The organism is Oscillatoria sp. CS-180, assembly GCF_028330965.1.
GTDB lineage: Bacteria > Cyanobacteriota > Cyanobacteriia > Phormidesmidales > Phormidesmidaceae > Halomicronema.
In genome coordinates this window covers 39,913-55,165 of sequence record NZ_JAQMUB010000070.1, presented here as the reverse complement: position 1 = coordinate 55,165, position 15,253 = coordinate 39,913, and the positions used below count along the sequence as shown (strand labels likewise).

The 15,253-nt window shown below is 51.1% G+C and carries 16 protein-coding genes; 12 read left to right on the top strand and 4 right to left on the bottom strand.

All coding sequences use genetic code 11. The features are described 5' to 3' along the window. Positions 1-613, bottom strand: a 613-nt coding sequence (gene purN / locus PN498_RS17075; RefSeq protein ID WP_272064195.1) for a phosphoribosylglycinamide formyltransferase, incomplete at its 3' end; no start/stop codon positions are given. Between the two features lie 156 nt (positions 614-769). Between purN and PN498_RS17070 the strand changes: the two genes are divergently transcribed. Both PN498_RS17070 and PN498_RS17065 read left to right on the top strand, forming a co-directional pair. Next, on the top strand, positions 770-1,426 hold the full coding sequence (locus PN498_RS17070; protein WP_272064193.1) for a hypothetical protein: 657 nt from the start codon (positions 770-772) through the stop codon (positions 1,424-1,426). 327 nt (positions 1,427-1,753) lie between these two features. Further along, a complete protein-coding gene (locus PN498_RS17065; protein WP_272064192.1) occupies positions 1,754-1,984 on the top strand; it encodes a hypothetical protein in 231 nt (76 codons plus the stop codon). A 49-nt stretch (positions 1,985-2,033) separates the two neighbouring features. Here PN498_RS17065 and PN498_RS17060 read toward each other — a convergent pair whose 3' ends face one another. Next, positions 2,034-3,647: an ArnT family glycosyltransferase gene (locus PN498_RS17060; protein WP_272064191.1), complete on the bottom strand. Its 1,614-nt coding sequence runs from the start codon at positions 3,645-3,647 to the stop codon at positions 2,034-2,036. 183 nt (positions 3,648-3,830) lie between these two features. Here PN498_RS17060 and PN498_RS17055 point away from each other — a divergent pair, with 183 nt between their 5' ends. From PN498_RS17055 to aroQ, 3 genes are all read left to right on the top strand, one after another. Further along, entirely contained in the window at positions 3,831-5,087 is a 1,257-nt protein-coding gene (locus PN498_RS17055) for a competence/damage-inducible protein A (RefSeq protein WP_272064189.1), read from the top strand. Between the two features lie 145 nt (positions 5,088-5,232). Continuing rightward, complete coding sequence (locus PN498_RS17050; protein ID WP_272064187.1) at positions 5,233-5,364, top strand: hypothetical protein; 132 nt, start codon at positions 5,233-5,235, stop codon at positions 5,362-5,364. Positions 5,365-5,378: 14 nt separating this feature from the next. After that, positions 5,379-5,840, top strand: coding sequence for a type II 3-dehydroquinate dehydratase (gene aroQ / locus PN498_RS17045; RefSeq protein WP_272064185.1), 462 nt, complete (start codon positions 5,379-5,381; stop codon positions 5,838-5,840). Positions 5,841-6,009: 169 nt separating this feature from the next. Here aroQ and PN498_RS17040 read toward each other — a convergent pair whose 3' ends face one another. Continuing rightward, positions 6,010-6,672, bottom strand: a complete 663-nt coding sequence (locus PN498_RS17040; protein ID WP_272064183.1) for a riboflavin synthase — start codon at positions 6,670-6,672, stop codon at positions 6,010-6,012. Between the two features lie 284 nt (positions 6,673-6,956). On the opposite strand from PN498_RS17040, the gene PN498_RS17035 reads away from it, so the two are divergent. Together PN498_RS17035 and PN498_RS17030 are read left to right on the top strand one after the other, a co-directional pair. Beyond that, positions 6,957-7,466 carry a bifunctional nuclease family protein gene (locus tag PN498_RS17035; RefSeq protein ID WP_272064181.1) on the top strand — a complete coding sequence of 170 codons (510 nt, stop codon included), beginning with the start codon at positions 6,957-6,959 and terminating at the stop codon, positions 7,464-7,466. A gap of 168 nt (positions 7,467-7,634) precedes the next feature. Further along, positions 7,635-8,765 (top strand): aldo/keto reductase, encoded by a 1,131-nt coding sequence (locus PN498_RS17030; protein ID WP_272064179.1) that lies wholly within the window; start codon positions 7,635-7,637, stop codon positions 8,763-8,765. A gap of 28 nt (positions 8,766-8,793) precedes the next feature. Here the strand turns inward: PN498_RS17030 and PN498_RS17025 are convergent, their stop codons facing one another. Further along, complete coding sequence (locus PN498_RS17025; RefSeq protein ID WP_272064177.1) at positions 8,794-9,744, bottom strand: SH3 domain-containing protein; 951 nt, start codon at positions 9,742-9,744, stop codon at positions 8,794-8,796. 125 nt (positions 9,745-9,869) lie between these two features. Here PN498_RS17025 and PN498_RS17020 point away from each other — a divergent pair, with 125 nt between their 5' ends. The 5 genes from PN498_RS17020 to tsaB all read left to right on the top strand — a co-directional run bounded on the left by PN498_RS17020 (position 9,870) and on the right by tsaB (position 15,211). Continuing rightward, positions 9,870-10,637 (top strand): SDR family NAD(P)-dependent oxidoreductase, encoded by a 768-nt coding sequence (locus PN498_RS17020; protein WP_272064175.1) that lies wholly within the window; start codon positions 9,870-9,872, stop codon positions 10,635-10,637. A gap of 4 nt (positions 10,638-10,641) precedes the next feature. Further along, the gene (locus PN498_RS17015; protein WP_272064174.1) at positions 10,642-11,664 is read left to right on the top strand and encodes an endonuclease/exonuclease/phosphatase family protein; all 1,023 of its coding nucleotides are present in this window, start codon (positions 10,642-10,644) and stop codon (positions 11,662-11,664) included. Then, positions 11,661-13,526, top strand: a complete 1,866-nt coding sequence (locus PN498_RS17010) for a serine/threonine-protein kinase (RefSeq protein WP_272064173.1) — start codon at positions 11,661-11,663, stop codon at positions 13,524-13,526. Before PN498_RS17015 ends, PN498_RS17010 begins: the two co-directional genes overlap by 4 nt. A gap of 213 nt (positions 13,527-13,739) precedes the next feature. Further along, complete coding sequence (locus PN498_RS17005; protein ID WP_272064172.1) at positions 13,740-14,582, top strand: pentapeptide repeat-containing protein; 843 nt, start codon at positions 13,740-13,742, stop codon at positions 14,580-14,582. Next, positions 14,579-15,211, top strand: a complete 633-nt coding sequence (gene tsaB / locus PN498_RS17000; protein ID WP_272064171.1) for a tRNA (adenosine(37)-N6)-threonylcarbamoyltransferase complex dimerization subunit type 1 TsaB — start codon at positions 14,579-14,581, stop codon at positions 15,209-15,211. Before PN498_RS17005 ends, tsaB begins: the two co-directional genes overlap by 4 nt. Positions 15,212-15,253 lie beyond the last annotated feature (42 nt).

Sequence of the window (15,253 nt, the reverse complement as noted above, 5' to 3'; positions counted from 1 at the left end):
TCGCGATCGCGATCGCGGCTGGATAGATTCGATGTTCTTGGGTCTGAATCCGTGTTTGCAGAGATTGGAGTGTGTCATCTGGCTGCACGGGAACGACTGCTTGCATGATGATAGGACCGCTATCAATGACGAGTTCTACATAGTGAACCGTACAGCCGGTAACTTTGACGCCCGCCGTTAGGGCTTGCTCTACTGCCCGAATGCCAGGAAAACTGGGTAGCAGACTGGGGTGAATATTCAGGATACGTTTGGAAAAAGCGTTAATCAGCACCTCCGTAACTCGACGCATCCATCCGGCCATGATGACCCATTCCGCATCGTGATCTTTTACAGCATTGATGATGGCTCTGTCGAGGGCCTCCCTGCTATCGAATTCGCGATGGTTAAGCAGCACAGCCGGCAATCCGCGATCGCTTGCTCGATTCGCCACCTGAGCATCGGGATTGTTGTAGATAACGACCTGAATCGTTGCGTTGAGGTCTTCCCTGTCGATTGCAGCGGCGATCGCTTCTAGATTACTGCCGTTGCCGGAAGCCAAGATCGCTAATTTGGCAGGAGACTCAGATTGAGGTAGAGGCTTAGGAATAGCTGGGGAAATTAGCGCATCAGTCACAGTGGGTTACTAGAAATCAGCCTGCATCAGCTTAAGTCAAAATTCAAAGCTTGAGATTCTGACAGGCTGTTTTCTTGCGGACAAAATCCGACGAAATCCGACAGCAGTTCATCTTCGTCTACGGGCAAGCTGGATTGAGTCACCGGAATAGAGTTAATGACCCTACAAAAAGTTTTATGGAAAAGTACGATCGCCCTCATTTGTGTCGAGTTGGGTTTGGCCTTGGCCTACCTAACCATGATCTTTAGGCAGGGTGAAGTTGCTGCCCTCTTTGATTTTGATGGATTGCGATCGCTGCCCTCTCTGCTGCAAGCAGCCCATCTGTTTACAATTGGCGGACTGTGCCTGCTGTTGCTGGTCTTGCGTCGACAAATGGTGCGTCCGTGCTCGTGGTTCTTGCCATCGGCAGTTGCAACGTTGTGCTTCTATGCTTGTTTGGATGAGTTGACCAAACTGCATATCATGCTTGACCAGTTTAATTGGAAGCTGATCTATCTGGGGCTATTAATCGGGATTCCTCTATTAGGCTGGCGGGATTTGGTTTGGGCATGGCTGCACCACCGAACTACGGTGCTTTGGGTAGGCATGGGGTTGGGCGTATTCTTGATGGGCGGGTTTGGAGCTGAAATGTTAAAGGGAGTGATCGCCTCTGGACTATCAGCTCACTCTTCTGACAAAGTCGTATTTCTCTCGGAACATCTCCGGATCACGGTAGAAGAATTTGCCGAGCTGCTTGGCGAAACCCTAATGCTGTATGCCTTTGCTCAGTTCACCTTGGAGACGTTGCAGCTCTCGAAGCAGAGGGCCATCTAGGCTTGTGCATCCAGTAGCCTCTGGGCCCTCAGCGCATAGCCAGAGGTTTGCTGTTTTGTCTTAACGGCACTGGCGATGGCTATATCCTTCCTTCACGGGATGAACATTGCAGCGCTCGGCTCCCCAGTTGCTCGGCTGTGTCCGATACGTTTGGACTCCCCAATAAAAATTTGAGAGCTTGAGCGTTATTCACAAAATAGTGTCTAAGGCATTCGCTGCAACAGAAAGAATTCCTAACCCGTCATAATTTGAGTGAATCTTGAAGCCAACTGCTCTACAGATCCTTGAGCCGCGTTGGCTTTATCACTCTGATTGCCTTTAGCATCCATGATTATCGATCCCCACTATCCTGACATTGTTTTAGCGTTTCCCTATCGAGGACTAACTATCGAAATTGAGCAAGGTTCATCGGACAACCTCACCACTTATGCTGCTTGGGTGAACTATGAAACAGGCTGTGCAGTAGCTGTGCCCCGAGCTTGGACGAGGGCAGATGCTATTCAACGAGCCAAGCGTTGGGTTGATCGCAAGTTCTATACTGATTCTTCATCGATCTAAAGGTGCCAGAGCGTCTCAATTTCGGACACTCAAGTCGAAGTTGAATGTGTTACGGGTAAGGATAGGAATACGCCTGTTGCATATTCAAAGCACGATAGATCAAAACTGTTTCTGTAATAGCGCCGCCGCGAGTAAGCTGTAGCTCTTCCACCAGCTCTAGGGTTTGAAAATAAGGCTGGAACTCAGCAGTCAGGGCATTGCGATCGCGATGCAGACTGTCCAGCGTTATATAAAGGGCATCTTGTCCTAACCACCGTTGGGGATCATGCCAAAACGCAAACCCACGAGGATCTTGGCTAAAGCAAGTTATGGATTTGCTCGCTAGCGGGTACAAAGCCATATCAACGTATCCAGAGAGATAGAACTCATCGGTGAAAACAAAGTCTGCGTTCTCTAGTGCTTGGGTCAGTTTTGGCGTCTGAGAGAAGCGCGATCGCATTTGCAGCACATCCAACAAAGTGGTTGAGCCATCCTGTTCCACTGGTACCAAACCGCCTAGAGGACTGAAATGACCTGGTTTTTGCAACACTCCCAGCGATAGATGTAGCAATGCTATCAGCACCAGCGTTCCTAAAAATGCAGCGGTCCCGCCTAGCCAACGACGAAGCGTACGCGATCGCCAATTCACCGCGCTGTGAGCTAGCAGCAATGTTAGTCCCCAAAAGCCTGGAGCAGGCCAAGCTGGATAAATTGCCTGCTTGCCTCCCAAAAGCGTGAAGCCTAAGGCAAGGGGTAAAGAAGTCCACAAAATTAGGGCTGTGCGATCGCGAGCGGCTTTTTCGCCCTCAGAGAGGGGGTGGGTAAAGCGATCGTGTAAAGACTGCACTAGTGATCGCCCTGTGCTCCACCACAGCGGAAAGCCAATCGTGGGCGATAGGTAGAGTATTCCGAGCAGCCAGGTACCGAACGCATCCAAAACGCGATAGGGGTTAGGGTCTCCGTCTCCCTCGAATCGCATAAATAAGTGAAAGCGAAAGGAAAACCACTCGTTTTGACTATTCCACAGCCAAAGAGGCGTCAGTGTGAGCAGAAAAATGAGTAGCGACAGGGCAATCCACGGCGACCTCAGGGCCTTACGAGCGCGATCGCTGGCGAGACAAAACCCGACCAGTCCAGCACCCAACACAAACCCGTGATATTTACTGAGACAGGTCAAACCCAAGGTCAACCCAATCAGAGCGATGCGGTAAGACGGTTTATAAGCCGATGGTCTTAGTGCTGTAGAGTTTGACATCTGATAGGGGATGAACTCCCAAGCGGCAATCAGTAGCGTCAGCGTCCAGAAAAAGATTAGACCGTTGTCGGGAGACGTGAGAACGCCGAAAGCAATCCATAAGATAGGGGCGATAGACGCGATCGCGATCGTTAAAACGCCTGTCTTTTCATTGAATAGATGCCGGGCGACGAGGTATAGCAATAGCAAGCTCAGGGTGTGAAGCCCTAATGCACCCAGGCGAATGGTGAGCGGAGTGATAATGCCAGTAGGCCACCAGCCTAGACCTGTTGTTAGCGCCACCATAATTGGATGGTCGAAGTAGCTCCAAGCGAGATGGCGGCTGTAGAGATAGTAATAAGCTTCGTCGAACCCTATTGGCAGCAGCCCAGCGACGATTATCCGAAAGGCAAGTCCCCCTCCTAACCACCATCCAACGACTGGGGACATTTGGGGCAAGAAAATTTTCATAGAAGGAGACAGAATCATTAGAGACCGCTACCGTAGGGGCATTGAAAAAGGATGTTGGGTGAGCGATCGCGAATCAGCAAACAGCTTATTGCCCTTAATCATGCCACGATGAGAAAGCTCTATAGTGCAAAGGCTTAATCTGCAGTTGGGACAGCGGAGATCATGAAGGGAAGTGCAGAAGTTATCTGTGTCGGTAGCGAGCTTTTGCTCGGTGATATTCTCAATACAAACGCTCAGTTTTTGGCTAAGGAACTCGCTCAGCTGGGCATTCCTCATTATTACCAAACCGTTGTGGGAGACAATCCTCAGCGAATTCAGCAGGTTGTGAAAGTGGCGTGTGAGCGATCGCGCCTCCTCTTCTTCACGGGGGGCCTGGGTCCTACCCCTGACGATCTCACCGTTGAGACCCTAGCCGATTTTTTTGATGCGCCGCTGGAGGAGCGATCAGATGTCTTGGAGGATATCCAGCAAAAATTCGCTCGTCGCGGACGCGAGATGACCCCCAGCAATCGCAAACAAGCGCTAATTCCCAAAGGAGCTGATGTGTTGCCAAATCCGGCAGGGAGTGCCCCCGGCATCATTTGGGAACCCTGCCCAGGCTTAGTACTGATGACATTTCCGGGAGTGCCCAAAGAAATGCACATCATGTGGCAGGAAACAGCGGTGCCCTACCTGAAAATACACGGCTGGTCATCTGCTCCCATTTACAGCCGCACCCTTAAGTTTTGGGGAATTGGGGAATCAACGCTGGCAGAACGAGTGGCTCACCTTTTACAGCTAGAGAACCCAACTGTGGCACCCTATGCCAGTCAGGGTACCGTCAAACTTCGGGTGTCTGCTAAGGCTGCTACTGAGGCAGAGGCCAACTCGCTAATCAAACCGATTTCCGAAGAAATTATGAAGATTGCCGGAAATCACTACTACGGAACAGATGAGGATACCCTTGAATCCGTAGTTGGCGAACGCTTGCGAGAAAAAGGACAAACGCTTTCGGTGGCGGAATCCTGTACAGGTGGAGGCTTGGGACGCATGCTTACGGCGGTTTCCGGTAGTTCCGATTACTTTATGGGCGGTATTATTTCTTACGACAATGCGGTGAAGATTGGTTTGCTTGGCGTCCAACCTGCCGTGCTGGAATCTGAAGGGGCTGTTAGTGATCCTGTTGCTTGTCAGATGGCTAAGGGTGTGCGATCGCGCTTGGGTACAGATTGGGGATTGAGTATTACCGGGATTGCAGGACCCGGTGGTGGAACTGAGGAGAAACCCGTTGGGCTAGTCTATATCGGGGTTGCAGGACCTAAAGGTTGGGTCGAAAGTCGTTGCTACCGTTTTGGCAATTTGCGGGGTCGAGATTGGATCCGCCACCTAAGCTGCTGTTCTGCCTTAGATCTTTTGCGCCTCTTACTGAAGACAGAATAATCTTCATTTAACCTTGATCATTTTTCCAGATTCGTTATGATCGGATGAAAGATGCTATTTTGCCCCAATGCGTTGGGCAGGTTTGTTTCTTGCAGGGGAAACCTGTGCTTAGAGACGCATCTGTCACTGAAAGGAGAACGCTTTCATGGATATTGAAAAGATTTTAGATAAGCTGAAAGAGTGGTTAAACCGTTTGGCTGATGCGCTCTTTGGGCCTCAGACGCAGCCTGAACATGAGCCTATACCAATTCCAGTAGACGACCGTTGCATCCGCTAAAGTTTTTAGCTAGCGTGAAAGAGATTCAATCCCAAATACTGGTGCTTCACGGTCCAAACTTAAATATGTTGGGCAAGCGTGAACCTAATATCTATGGTTTGAAAACGCTGGATGATATTAACGCATCGCTGAATTCAGAAGCTGAAAGGCTTTCTGTGACTGTATCCATTGAGCAATCCAATCATGAAGGCATCCTGGTTGATTTAATTCAGGGTGCCTTTGATGTATTTAACGGGTTGCTTATTAATCCTGGAGCCTATACCCACACCAGCGTAGCGATTCGTGATGCGATCGCCGCCGTTGCCATTCCCACCGTTGAAGTTCACCTCAGTAATATTCATCAGCGGGAACCTTTTCGACATCACTCATATATTGCGCCTGTTGCTATTGGACAGATTTCTGGCTTTGGGGCTGAGAGCTATCGATTGGGCTTACAGGCGCTTGTCAATCATTTGCGATCGCATGCTTACCCTTAGGTCGCGTCATTGATTAGTGCTAAGAGCCTTGTAGGATAAGCATTCCGCGCCCGCCTCAGATTCACAAACTAGGGGCTGAAGCCCTCATTGCTGAAGCATTGCAGATCTAATGATGACAGGCCTTAAGGATCGCTCGCGACCCTACGGCGACAACTCTTGCTAAGTCACTTCACGTATATCCATGCTCTGTCAGGAATTCTAGAGAGATTTCAGGCTGCATGATGGACGAAGGCCCTAAATTCAGGAACTTCTCGGCATACTTACCTAAGACATCTCCCTCCAAATTGACAGACTGGTTCAGCCGCAGATAGTGCAGATTGGTTTCTGCATAGGTCACAGGAATAACTGCGATCATAAACCAGTCGCCACTGGCGCTACAGTCTGCCACCGTGAGGCTAATGCCATTAACGGCAATGCTGCCTTTAGGAACGATGTAACGAGCAACCTGGGGGGAGGGCACCCGAAAACGCAATTCCCAAGATGTCTCAGTGTCCGTCACCGCCTCTAAAGTGCCAAACCCATCTACGTGGCCCGTAACAAAGTGACCGCCAATTTTGCTGCCCACTCGTAGAGAGCTTTCTAAATTCACCACTGCGTTCTCTGCCAATTCACCCAGCGTAGAACGAGCCAGCGTCTCTGGAGAGGCCGTAGCAATAAACCCATTAGGCAAACCTGTTTCGACAGTCAGACAAACTCCATCAACTGCAATACTGTCACCGATTTCCATGTCCTGAAGAATGCGATCGCGGGTCTCTGCATGACACTCGATTTTGAGATGACTTGTATCAAGACGTGTTAAGTTTCCCAGCGATTGTATTAAGCCTGTGAACACAATCCTTTACCCAAAATAATCACGATATCTAGCCCCATACAGGAGAAGATAAGGGCATACTTAAAGACGATACCGATTTTTCTCTTCCCTAACATCAACTGAGGTGCTCGATAGCATGAATAAGTGGGTGAGCTACGAGCTAGGGACAGTTTACTCCTCTGACCTCGGCCTAAATTTTGTTACGGAGTGAAAGCTAAATAAATCGTTGCCGTCACTTAAAATCACATCCAGTATGGAGTTTTCCCACTGCCAACCTAGTTCAGCTAGACCCCGAGGCCAAGCTAATGATTGAGATGAAAGTCGCTGGTATTGCACTCGATGCGATTTCTCGCAATCCAGTGGTGCTCTTGCGAGATACCGAAGACCGCCGTGCGCTTCCCATTTATATCGGACAGGACCAGGCCAAATCAATTATCAATGCTCTAGAAAATCAGCAAACTCCTCGCCCACTCACCCATGACTTGTTCGTCAATATGCTGGACGATTGGGATATGGCTCTAGAACGTATCGTCATTCATGCTCTGAAAGACAATACCTTCTATGCATTGCTCACCCTCAGTGCAGGCGAAACCCGGAAAGAACTAGATGCCCGTCCCAGCGATGCCATCGCGATCGCTCTTCGCATGGATGCACCCATTTGGGTCATGGAAGAAGTGATCGCTGATGCTTCCATTCCAGTTGATCGGGCTGCCGATGAAGCCGAAAAACAGGCCTTTCGCGAGTTTATTTCCAACCTGAGTCCTTCAGACTTTACTCAGCGTGGTGGCATCAGTAACGATACCTTTGAGCAATAGATGAGTGGACGGGTAAAGCGATAGGATCTTTTTGAGCAGCGCCAAATAGCAGACTATCTACAAGTGTTCCAATTTTAGCTTTGGCAAAGCAGTAAGGCATGTTGCGCTGGCCGCAATTGAACGGCTTTTTATCTTGACTAGCCTAACTGTTATTTGTCCTATTCCCCCATGAAGTATCGCCGGTTTGGAAAAACGGAACTTGAACTGTCCGTTTTCTCTTTGGGAACAATGCGATCGCTTTCCTCGGCTGAAGTCTTCACAGCGACAGTCAAGGCAGCTCTTGGGCGGGGTATTAACCATATCGAAACGGCCCGAGGCTATGGAGAGAGCGAGACGCTCTTAGGACAAGTGCTTCAAGAACTAGGCCATGAAGCGCGATCGCACCTCACTATCACAACCAAAATTTCGCCTACGCCTGATGCCGCAACAATGACAGCTCACCTAGAGGAGTCCCTAGCTCGCCTCCAGGTAGACACAATTGATTGTCTCGCGGTTCATGGCCTTAATACCCCTCAGCATTTGGCTTGGGTGCAAGATCCTAGCGGCTGTATGGCAGCACTTAAAGAAGCTCAGGCGGCTGGCAAAATACGGCACATTGGATTTTCAACCCACGGCAGTCAAGACCTCATCACCACTGCGATCAAGACAAACTTATTTGCTTTCGTTAACCTGCACTATTACACGTTCTTTCCTCGACATCAGTCCGTCGTGAAGCTTGCTCACAAACACGACATGGGGGTTTTCATCATTTCCCCTGCTGACAAGGGAGGTTTGCTGTATACGCCGCCCGACAAGCTGCGGCATCTCTGTACACCGTTTGAGCCACTGCATCTGACCTATCGATGGCTGCTGAGCCAACCCGAAATAACAACTTTGAGCATGGGGCCTGCTGTGCCCAAAGAACTGATGTTGCCGCTACAGGTCTGCGATCGCGCCGGTCCCCTAACGGCTGAGGAACAAGCAGCCTTTGGACGACTGGAAGCAGCCCTTCAAGTTTCCCTAGCAGCAGACCGCTGCCATCAATGCTATGCTTGTTTGCCCTGTCCTGAAACCATTAACATTCCCGAGGTCCTGAGATTGCGAAATTTGGCGATCGCTTACGATATGACCGACTATGGTCAGTATCGCTATCGTATGTTCGAGAATGCCGGACATTGGTTTCCAGGCCGTAAAGGCAATCGCTGCACGGATTGTGGAGATTGCTTACCCCGCTGTCCCAGCAAGCTGGACATTCCTAATCTACTGCGCGATGCTCATCAGCGCCTTAATGGACCTGAACGGCGGCGACTGTGGGAATAGAGAGCGGAGGGCAGCAGACGAAAGGGGATCAGCACCCAGCGTCTCCTTCCACTGCAATGTCGGTGGCATCTCCGGCTGTTTTCAGCGTCAATGTGCCCGAATCAATATTGATGGCTTCGTAGCCTTTGTCTGAGCCGGCAGTCGTTGTTACGTCTACTTCGTAGGCTCCATCCAAGCTAACAAAGCTTTGAGAACCTGACTGTCCATAGAACTCAGGACCTGATGCAGCCGTGCGACGAAACTGGATCATATCACCATCCAGTTTCATCCACATGCCGGTATTGTCTAGCCCATTGAAGAAAATGAACTCATTGGTGTTAGACGGCCAGAGGGTCATGCCGCATCCACCACTGCCTACCGCAAAGATTTCATCAGTAGTGAAGCTGTCAATGCTGACCTCAGCACTGTTATTGCCAGCGGCACTCGTGCTGTTGCTCGCTGTAGTTGCGCTGGCAGTGACTTCAGCAGTGTCGATGAAGTCGCCGCGAATCCATCCTTCGGCACCTGATTCGTCGAATTTCACGTAGTACCACGTCAATTCATCGGAGCCTTCAGCTGCCCTCAAGAGTTCAACATCGTCTCCTACTAGGCCATAGCCTTGACGCTCGGAATCGGTTGTGGGCTGCGATCGCAAATTAATCCGTGACCCTGCTTGTCGCGCTGTCAATGTTGCGGCTTGCGGAGGATTGATCAGCGTTTCCCCCTCGGCAGTGGCTGAGGAGTCGGATACGTCTGTCTGAGGAGTCGATGGCTCGGGAGTGTTGGCTTCAGATGGCGAGGTCTCCTCGGAAGCGGCATCGTCTGGGGAATCAGCCGGGTCAGAAACGGCAGAATCAGGAGCACTGGCATCGGGCGCTACTGCCTCTGACTCTGGAGAGGGGTCCTCTGTGACAGGGGTCTCTCCTGGCCCACAGCCCGTTAGGATGCTGGTTCCCAGCACAACACCAATGCCGATACGAATCATTTGCGAGTAAGTCATCTTGCTGCAAAACACCTACAGCCAAATAATAAGAGCTATTTCATAAAAACTGGGGCTTGTAACTTCATTAGTACATTTCTATGCTACAACTTTGCCAGGTGTGAGACATCCGTGGGCTATTGGCAATGACCTCCCTTTCTCCTAATCAAGATCGCCCTTCCTCCGTGGCACTCATCACGGGAGCCTCTAGCGGCATTGGTGCTGAAGTGGCTCAAACCTTGACGAATAAGGGATATCGGGTGGCGCTTTGTGCCCGCAGGCGCGATCGCCTGGAACTGCTCAAGGAGAAGCTAACTGCTGCCGGAGTTGAGGTTCTTATCCAGGCTACCGATCTGCGTCAGGAGTCTGATATTCTCTCGCTGTTTGAGAGGGTACGGCAGCAGTGGGGCGGCGTTGACGTGTTGATTAATAATGCGGGTTTGGGCCACAAAGCACCGCTGATGTCGGGTGAAACGGAAGCCTGGCGCGAAATGTTGGATGTGAATATACTTGCGCTTTGTGTCTGTACCCGGGAGGCGGTGAAGGACATGCAGCGACGAGGCGATCGCGGCCACATTATTCATATCAGTTCTCTGTCGGGACACCGCGTTCCAGGAGCGAGTGGTGTCTATGCGGCTACCAAGTACGCCGTTCGAGCACTGACGGAAGCTCTACGACAAGAACTCCGCATGGCTGATAGCCAAATCCGCATCTCATCCATTAGTCCTGGCTTCACTGAGACTGAATTTGCTGAGAAGTATCACGGCGATGCTTCCATAGCTGAGGAAATCTATTCCCGCTTTCCAGTGTTGCAGTCCAAAGATATTGCGAATGCGGTGGCCTATGTTTTAGAGCAGCCAGAGTACGTTCAAGTGCACGACATCCTTTTACGATCTACGTTTCAAAGCACATAGAATTGTGAATTCATCTCTTCGACTGGGTGTACAGATTTTGACAGGTCTCCTAATCCTATTGGGAGCAGGCTTGCTGTTCGTTGGCGTATTTTTCCTTTGGGCTAGCTCCAGCCGATATTCTGAAGAGGACTACGCCCGGCTAGAAACATCCGATGAGTATCCGCTCAAAACGACGACGAACGAGATTACGGTACTGTCCTTCAACATTGGTTACCTATCAGGGCTAACGAACAATCAGGCCGTTAATCGTACTCAAGACTTGTACGACGACAATTTGGATACGGTTATCAAGGCGCTCAAGCCTTTGAACCCAGATATTCTGGCGTTACAAGAGATCGATTTTGACTCCAGGCGGTCGTTTCGAGTTGATCAGGTGAAGGCGCTCAACACTGTTTTTGAATATCCCCAGCAGGCGATCGCCATCAACTGGGACAAGCGCTATGTGCCCTTTCCCTCTTGGTCTCCTACAGCCCATTTTGGAGAAATTCTTTCCGGGCAAGCTATTCTGAGCCGTTTTCCAATCACGCGCCATGAACGATTCGTCCTGGAAAAGGTGGCAACCAATCCCTTCTATTTCAACGCTCTGTATTTGGATCGCTTGGCTCAGGTCGCTGATGTGCAGATTGGCGATCAGACCCTAATTGTGATTAATCTGCATTTGGAAGCCTTTGATCGACCTACCCGTCAAAATCAAACCGAGTTTGTTCTAGCATTGGCCGAGCAGTATGCGGAACAGCATCCGGTACTTCTTGTGGGCGATTTCAATAGCGCCCTTAATCGTGATGACGAGGGAGAGCCACGCTCTATTCAAACTGTCCTGGAGTCGTCTACGTTTACCCCAGCAGTTTCTGCTGAAAGTTGGACTCAGTCGGAGCAGTTCACCTTTCCGTCTGACTCGCCTCAATACAAACTGGACTACATTTTCTATACGCCTGACAGCATTGAGTTGGTGGACGTCGATATTCCTCAAACCACTGCCCAAGCCTCGGATCATCTCCCGGTGCTCATGCGACTACGGCTACGATGATCCACTGCCTCAATCCGGACTGTGCCAAACCTCGTAATCCTGACAGCCATCGTTTTTGTCAGCAGTGTGGCTGGCGGCTGCAGTTGGGCGATCGCTACGAAGCTGCTTACCCGGTGGGGCCTGGACAGAATAGTCGGACCTATATTGGACGCGATCGCGCGACGCTTGTCGATTCTCAGTGTTTGATCAAACAGTTCACCCCCTTTGGCAATACTCTTTTAGAGCAAGAAGCCTCAGCAGAACGCTTTCGCAAAGATGTCGATCACCTCACTATTGCTAGCCAACATTCACAACTGCCCGACCTGTTGGCCTCTTTTGAGCGAGACAAGCACCAGTTCTTAGTGCAGCAGTTTTTGCAAGGGCCTCATCTTGACCAGCGTTTGCAGGAAAAGCGGGGTCCATTTAGTAGCAAAGAGGTGCGGACTTTTCTGAAGGACGTCTTACCCGTGCTGCACTATTTGCATAGAAACCGCATTATCCATCGCGATATTAAGCCCACCAACTTTCGCTGTCCTCCTGGACAGAGCCATTGGTGGCTCGTCGATTTGGGTGTCATTAAACCCATGACGGCGACCCGCATGGCTCGACCCGGCACCGTTGTCGGCAGCGCTGATTACGTGTCTCCTGAACAGCTACGCGGTGAGGCGACCTATGCGAGCGATGTCTATAGTTTGGGGGTCGTTTGCCTGCATCTGCTTACCGGACTGCCGCCCTTTGATCTATTTGATAGCCTCAATGGCTGGTGGCAGTGGCGCAGCATTGTGCCCGACGTGCAGCCCGATTTGGCAAACCTGATTGATCAAATGGTGCAGCCTGCCCTGCGTGATCGTATCGCTACCGTTGAGGCGGTGATGTCTGCTTTGGGGATGGACACTATGACGGTGTCAACACTTTCTTCGCCTGTGATGGCTGCCGTTCCCAACAGCCGATGGATGTCCCAGCGAGAAATCGACTTGAAGATGACGATAGTGGATGCCGTACCTGTTCCGTCTGTAGATCATCTGCTGTTGTTGAAAGACACCCCTGAGATCGAGGTGCGATCGCTTACCGATCCCGCAAATTGCTTGTCTACGCTTCGACTCGAACAGGCTCCGTCTGCTGTGGTCCTTCATCCCGCTGAACCGATCTTTTTGCTAGGCACACGCCAGGGCACTGTGGAAAAGTGGAGTTGGTCTGAAGACGAGTGGCAAGGTCAGGCCCTGCTGAGACTCTCTCAGCCCATCACCCAGCTTCTGTTTACGGCGGATGGGCAAGAGCTGCTGGTCACAGATGAGCAAGGCAGCATTCACCGATGGAACTGGCAGGCAAGAACAAGTCAAGTTCTCAAACCAACACATCGAGCCAGTATTGCGAGCTTAGCTATCAGTCACTCGGGTACTTTGCTGGCCAGTGGCGATACAGAAGGGCAGATTAAAATCTGGCATTTGCCGACTGGCGACTGTTTGAGAACGCTCAGTCGTCAGCCGGGAGCGATTACTGCATTGGCTTGGCTGGCGAACGACCAAGCCTTGGTGACTGCTGGATGGGATGTTGCGGTGCATTGGCGCGATCCTGAGACGGGAGGCATTTTGAAATCGGTCAAGGCAGAGGGGTTTTATTTGCCCGTGCGATCGCTCTTATCGCATCCCACTCAGCCCGATATCATCATCGGGACTCAAGATGGGCATATGCAGTGTTGGCGGCTCAATCAACAGCAGGGGATTGGCAGCAATATCGAAAGGGTAGCGATCGCACCGCAGCAATCCGCACCTATTCTAGCCCTGCGGACTTTATCGGCTGATGTAGACGCCTCATCCCAGTTGTTCAGTGCCACAGCAACTGGATTGGTCAAAATTTGGTCCACCTTCGTCTATCCTTCATAACGGCTGTCATCAGAAGTTGTGTAGAATATCGCTGAAAAGCGCTACAGCGGTCGAATAGTTGTCTTAGTACAAATATGATGAGGCTGATCCAGCGTTCTGTTCTAATCTAGGCATTACGCATGGTCTAGCTAGCTTGGTCTACGACGGAAGCTCTGCGTACAGTCTAGATGGGGTTGGCCTGTCAAACACACACAGGGAGGGCGAGACGGCAAGATGGCAAATGAAGAGCAGCTTGCAAAGCTTCGCGCAGGTATTGACGGTTGGAATCAATGGCGTGAAGAGAATGGTGGTGTTGAAATTGACTTGAGTCGAGCCAATCTCAGCAATGCTGAGCTAAACCACGCTAACCTCAGCAAAGCGGATCTATCCCGTGTGAATTTTATCGGCGCTTCCCTCTCAGAAGCTGATTTATCGAGTGCCAATCTGTCTCGTGCGGACTTGAGCGGTGCCGATGTCAACAAGGCTGACCTCACTGGGGCAACGCTGACCGGAGCCAATCTGCTAGGCGCTGACCTGGCGGGAACGGTTCTGAGTAAAGCGATTTTGTCCGGCGTCAACCTGAACCGTTCCGATTTATCTAGCGTCAACTTAAGCGAGTGCGATCTCAGCAAAGCGAGCCTGATTGGGGTCGAGATGAGTCGGGCAAACCTGATGGCAGCTGATTTGAGGGGAGCCAACCTCAAACGGGCAGAACTCCAGCGGGCAAAACTGTCGAAGGCCAATTTGTCTGATGCCAATTTGGAAGATGCTCGTTTACTCAGTGCCGATTTGAGTGAGGCAACGTTGGAAGAGACGAACCTACACGGAGCACGTCTGAACCGGGCTAACTTGGCGGGTGCAGAGTTTGCCAATGCCAATCTCAAGGAGGCCAATCTTTTAGGAGCGAACCTCAAGTCGGCATCCTTCGCCAATGCTCAACTCTCTAACGTGAACCTAAGCGGTGCTGATCTGACCCAAACCGTTTTTCAGGATGCCGATTTGGAAGGGGCCGTGTTGGAAGGGGCGACTTTCAATGAAACCGTGATGCCTGACGGAACGGTTCGCAGTGAGTCATGATCGGGTTAGCCATTCATACGAGCAGTCCTGAACTGGGTCTTGCGCTGATTCATCTAGAAGAGGAGACAACGCGATCGCGCGTCTGGCCGTTGGGTCGCGATTTGACTCAATATCTCCATACCTGCCTGCAAGACTTTGTGCAACCCTATCAATGGCGGGACATTGCTTACCTGGCTGTTGCCAAAGGTCCCGGCGGCTTTACGGGCACTCGCATCGGCGTCGTGGTGGCTCGCACGCTGGCGCAACAGCTTTCGGTGCCCCTGTTTGGGATATCAAGCTTGGCCGCGATCGCTCAGCAGCATCAGCAAACCCTGTCAGACCAATCGACTCAACCCTCTCATATCGCAGTCTCTATGCAGGCTCAGCGAGGCGATGTGTTTGGTGCTATCTATCAGCGTCAAGCTGCCGTTGTTCAGGTCGCTCTTGCCGATGCCGTATATTCTCAGGCGGATTGGGACAGCAAGCTCCGTACATGGTCCACGCCCTACGATCTCATTCAAGCTGAAGACGGGCTAGCCCATACGGTGACCGGAGTATTAGCGCTAGCCCATTCGCAATGGCAAGGGAGCGATCGCCCTAGCTGGGAAACCGTTTTGCCCTTTTATGGACAGCATCCTGTCCATCGGTGAGCGGTGAAAGGCAGAAGGATGACAGAATGCTGGCGCTAAGCA

Coding starts and splice junctions, on each gene's coding strand:
- PN498_RS17070 (WP_272064193.1), top strand. CDS start 770: ATGACCCTACAAAAAGTTTTATGGAAAAGTACGATCGCCCTCATTTGT.
- PN498_RS17065 (WP_272064192.1), top strand. CDS start 1,754: ATGATTATCGATCCCCACTATCCTGACATTGTTTTAGCGTTTCCCTAT.
- PN498_RS17060 (WP_272064191.1), bottom strand. CDS start 3,647: ATGTCCCCAGTCGTTGGATGGTGGTTAGGAGGGGGACTTGCCTTTCGG.
- PN498_RS17055 (WP_272064189.1), top strand. CDS start 3,831: ATGAAGGGAAGTGCAGAAGTTATCTGTGTCGGTAGCGAGCTTTTGCTC.
- PN498_RS17050 (WP_272064187.1), top strand. CDS start 5,233: ATGGATATTGAAAAGATTTTAGATAAGCTGAAAGAGTGGTTAAACCGT.
- PN498_RS17035 (WP_272064181.1), top strand. CDS start 6,957: ATGATTGAGATGAAAGTCGCTGGTATTGCACTCGATGCGATTTCTCGC.
- PN498_RS17030 (WP_272064179.1), top strand. CDS start 7,635: ATGAAGTATCGCCGGTTTGGAAAAACGGAACTTGAACTGTCCGTTTTC.
- PN498_RS17025 (WP_272064177.1), bottom strand. CDS start 9,744: ATGACTTACTCGCAAATGATTCGTATCGGCATTGGTGTTGTGCTGGGA.
- PN498_RS17020 (WP_272064175.1), top strand. CDS start 9,870: ATGACCTCCCTTTCTCCTAATCAAGATCGCCCTTCCTCCGTGGCACTC.
- PN498_RS17010 (WP_272064173.1), top strand. CDS start 11,661: ATGATCCACTGCCTCAATCCGGACTGTGCCAAACCTCGTAATCCTGAC.
- PN498_RS17005 (WP_272064172.1), top strand. CDS start 13,740: ATGGCAAATGAAGAGCAGCTTGCAAAGCTTCGCGCAGGTATTGACGGT.
- tsaB (WP_272064171.1), top strand. CDS start 14,579: ATGATCGGGTTAGCCATTCATACGAGCAGTCCTGAACTGGGTCTTGCG.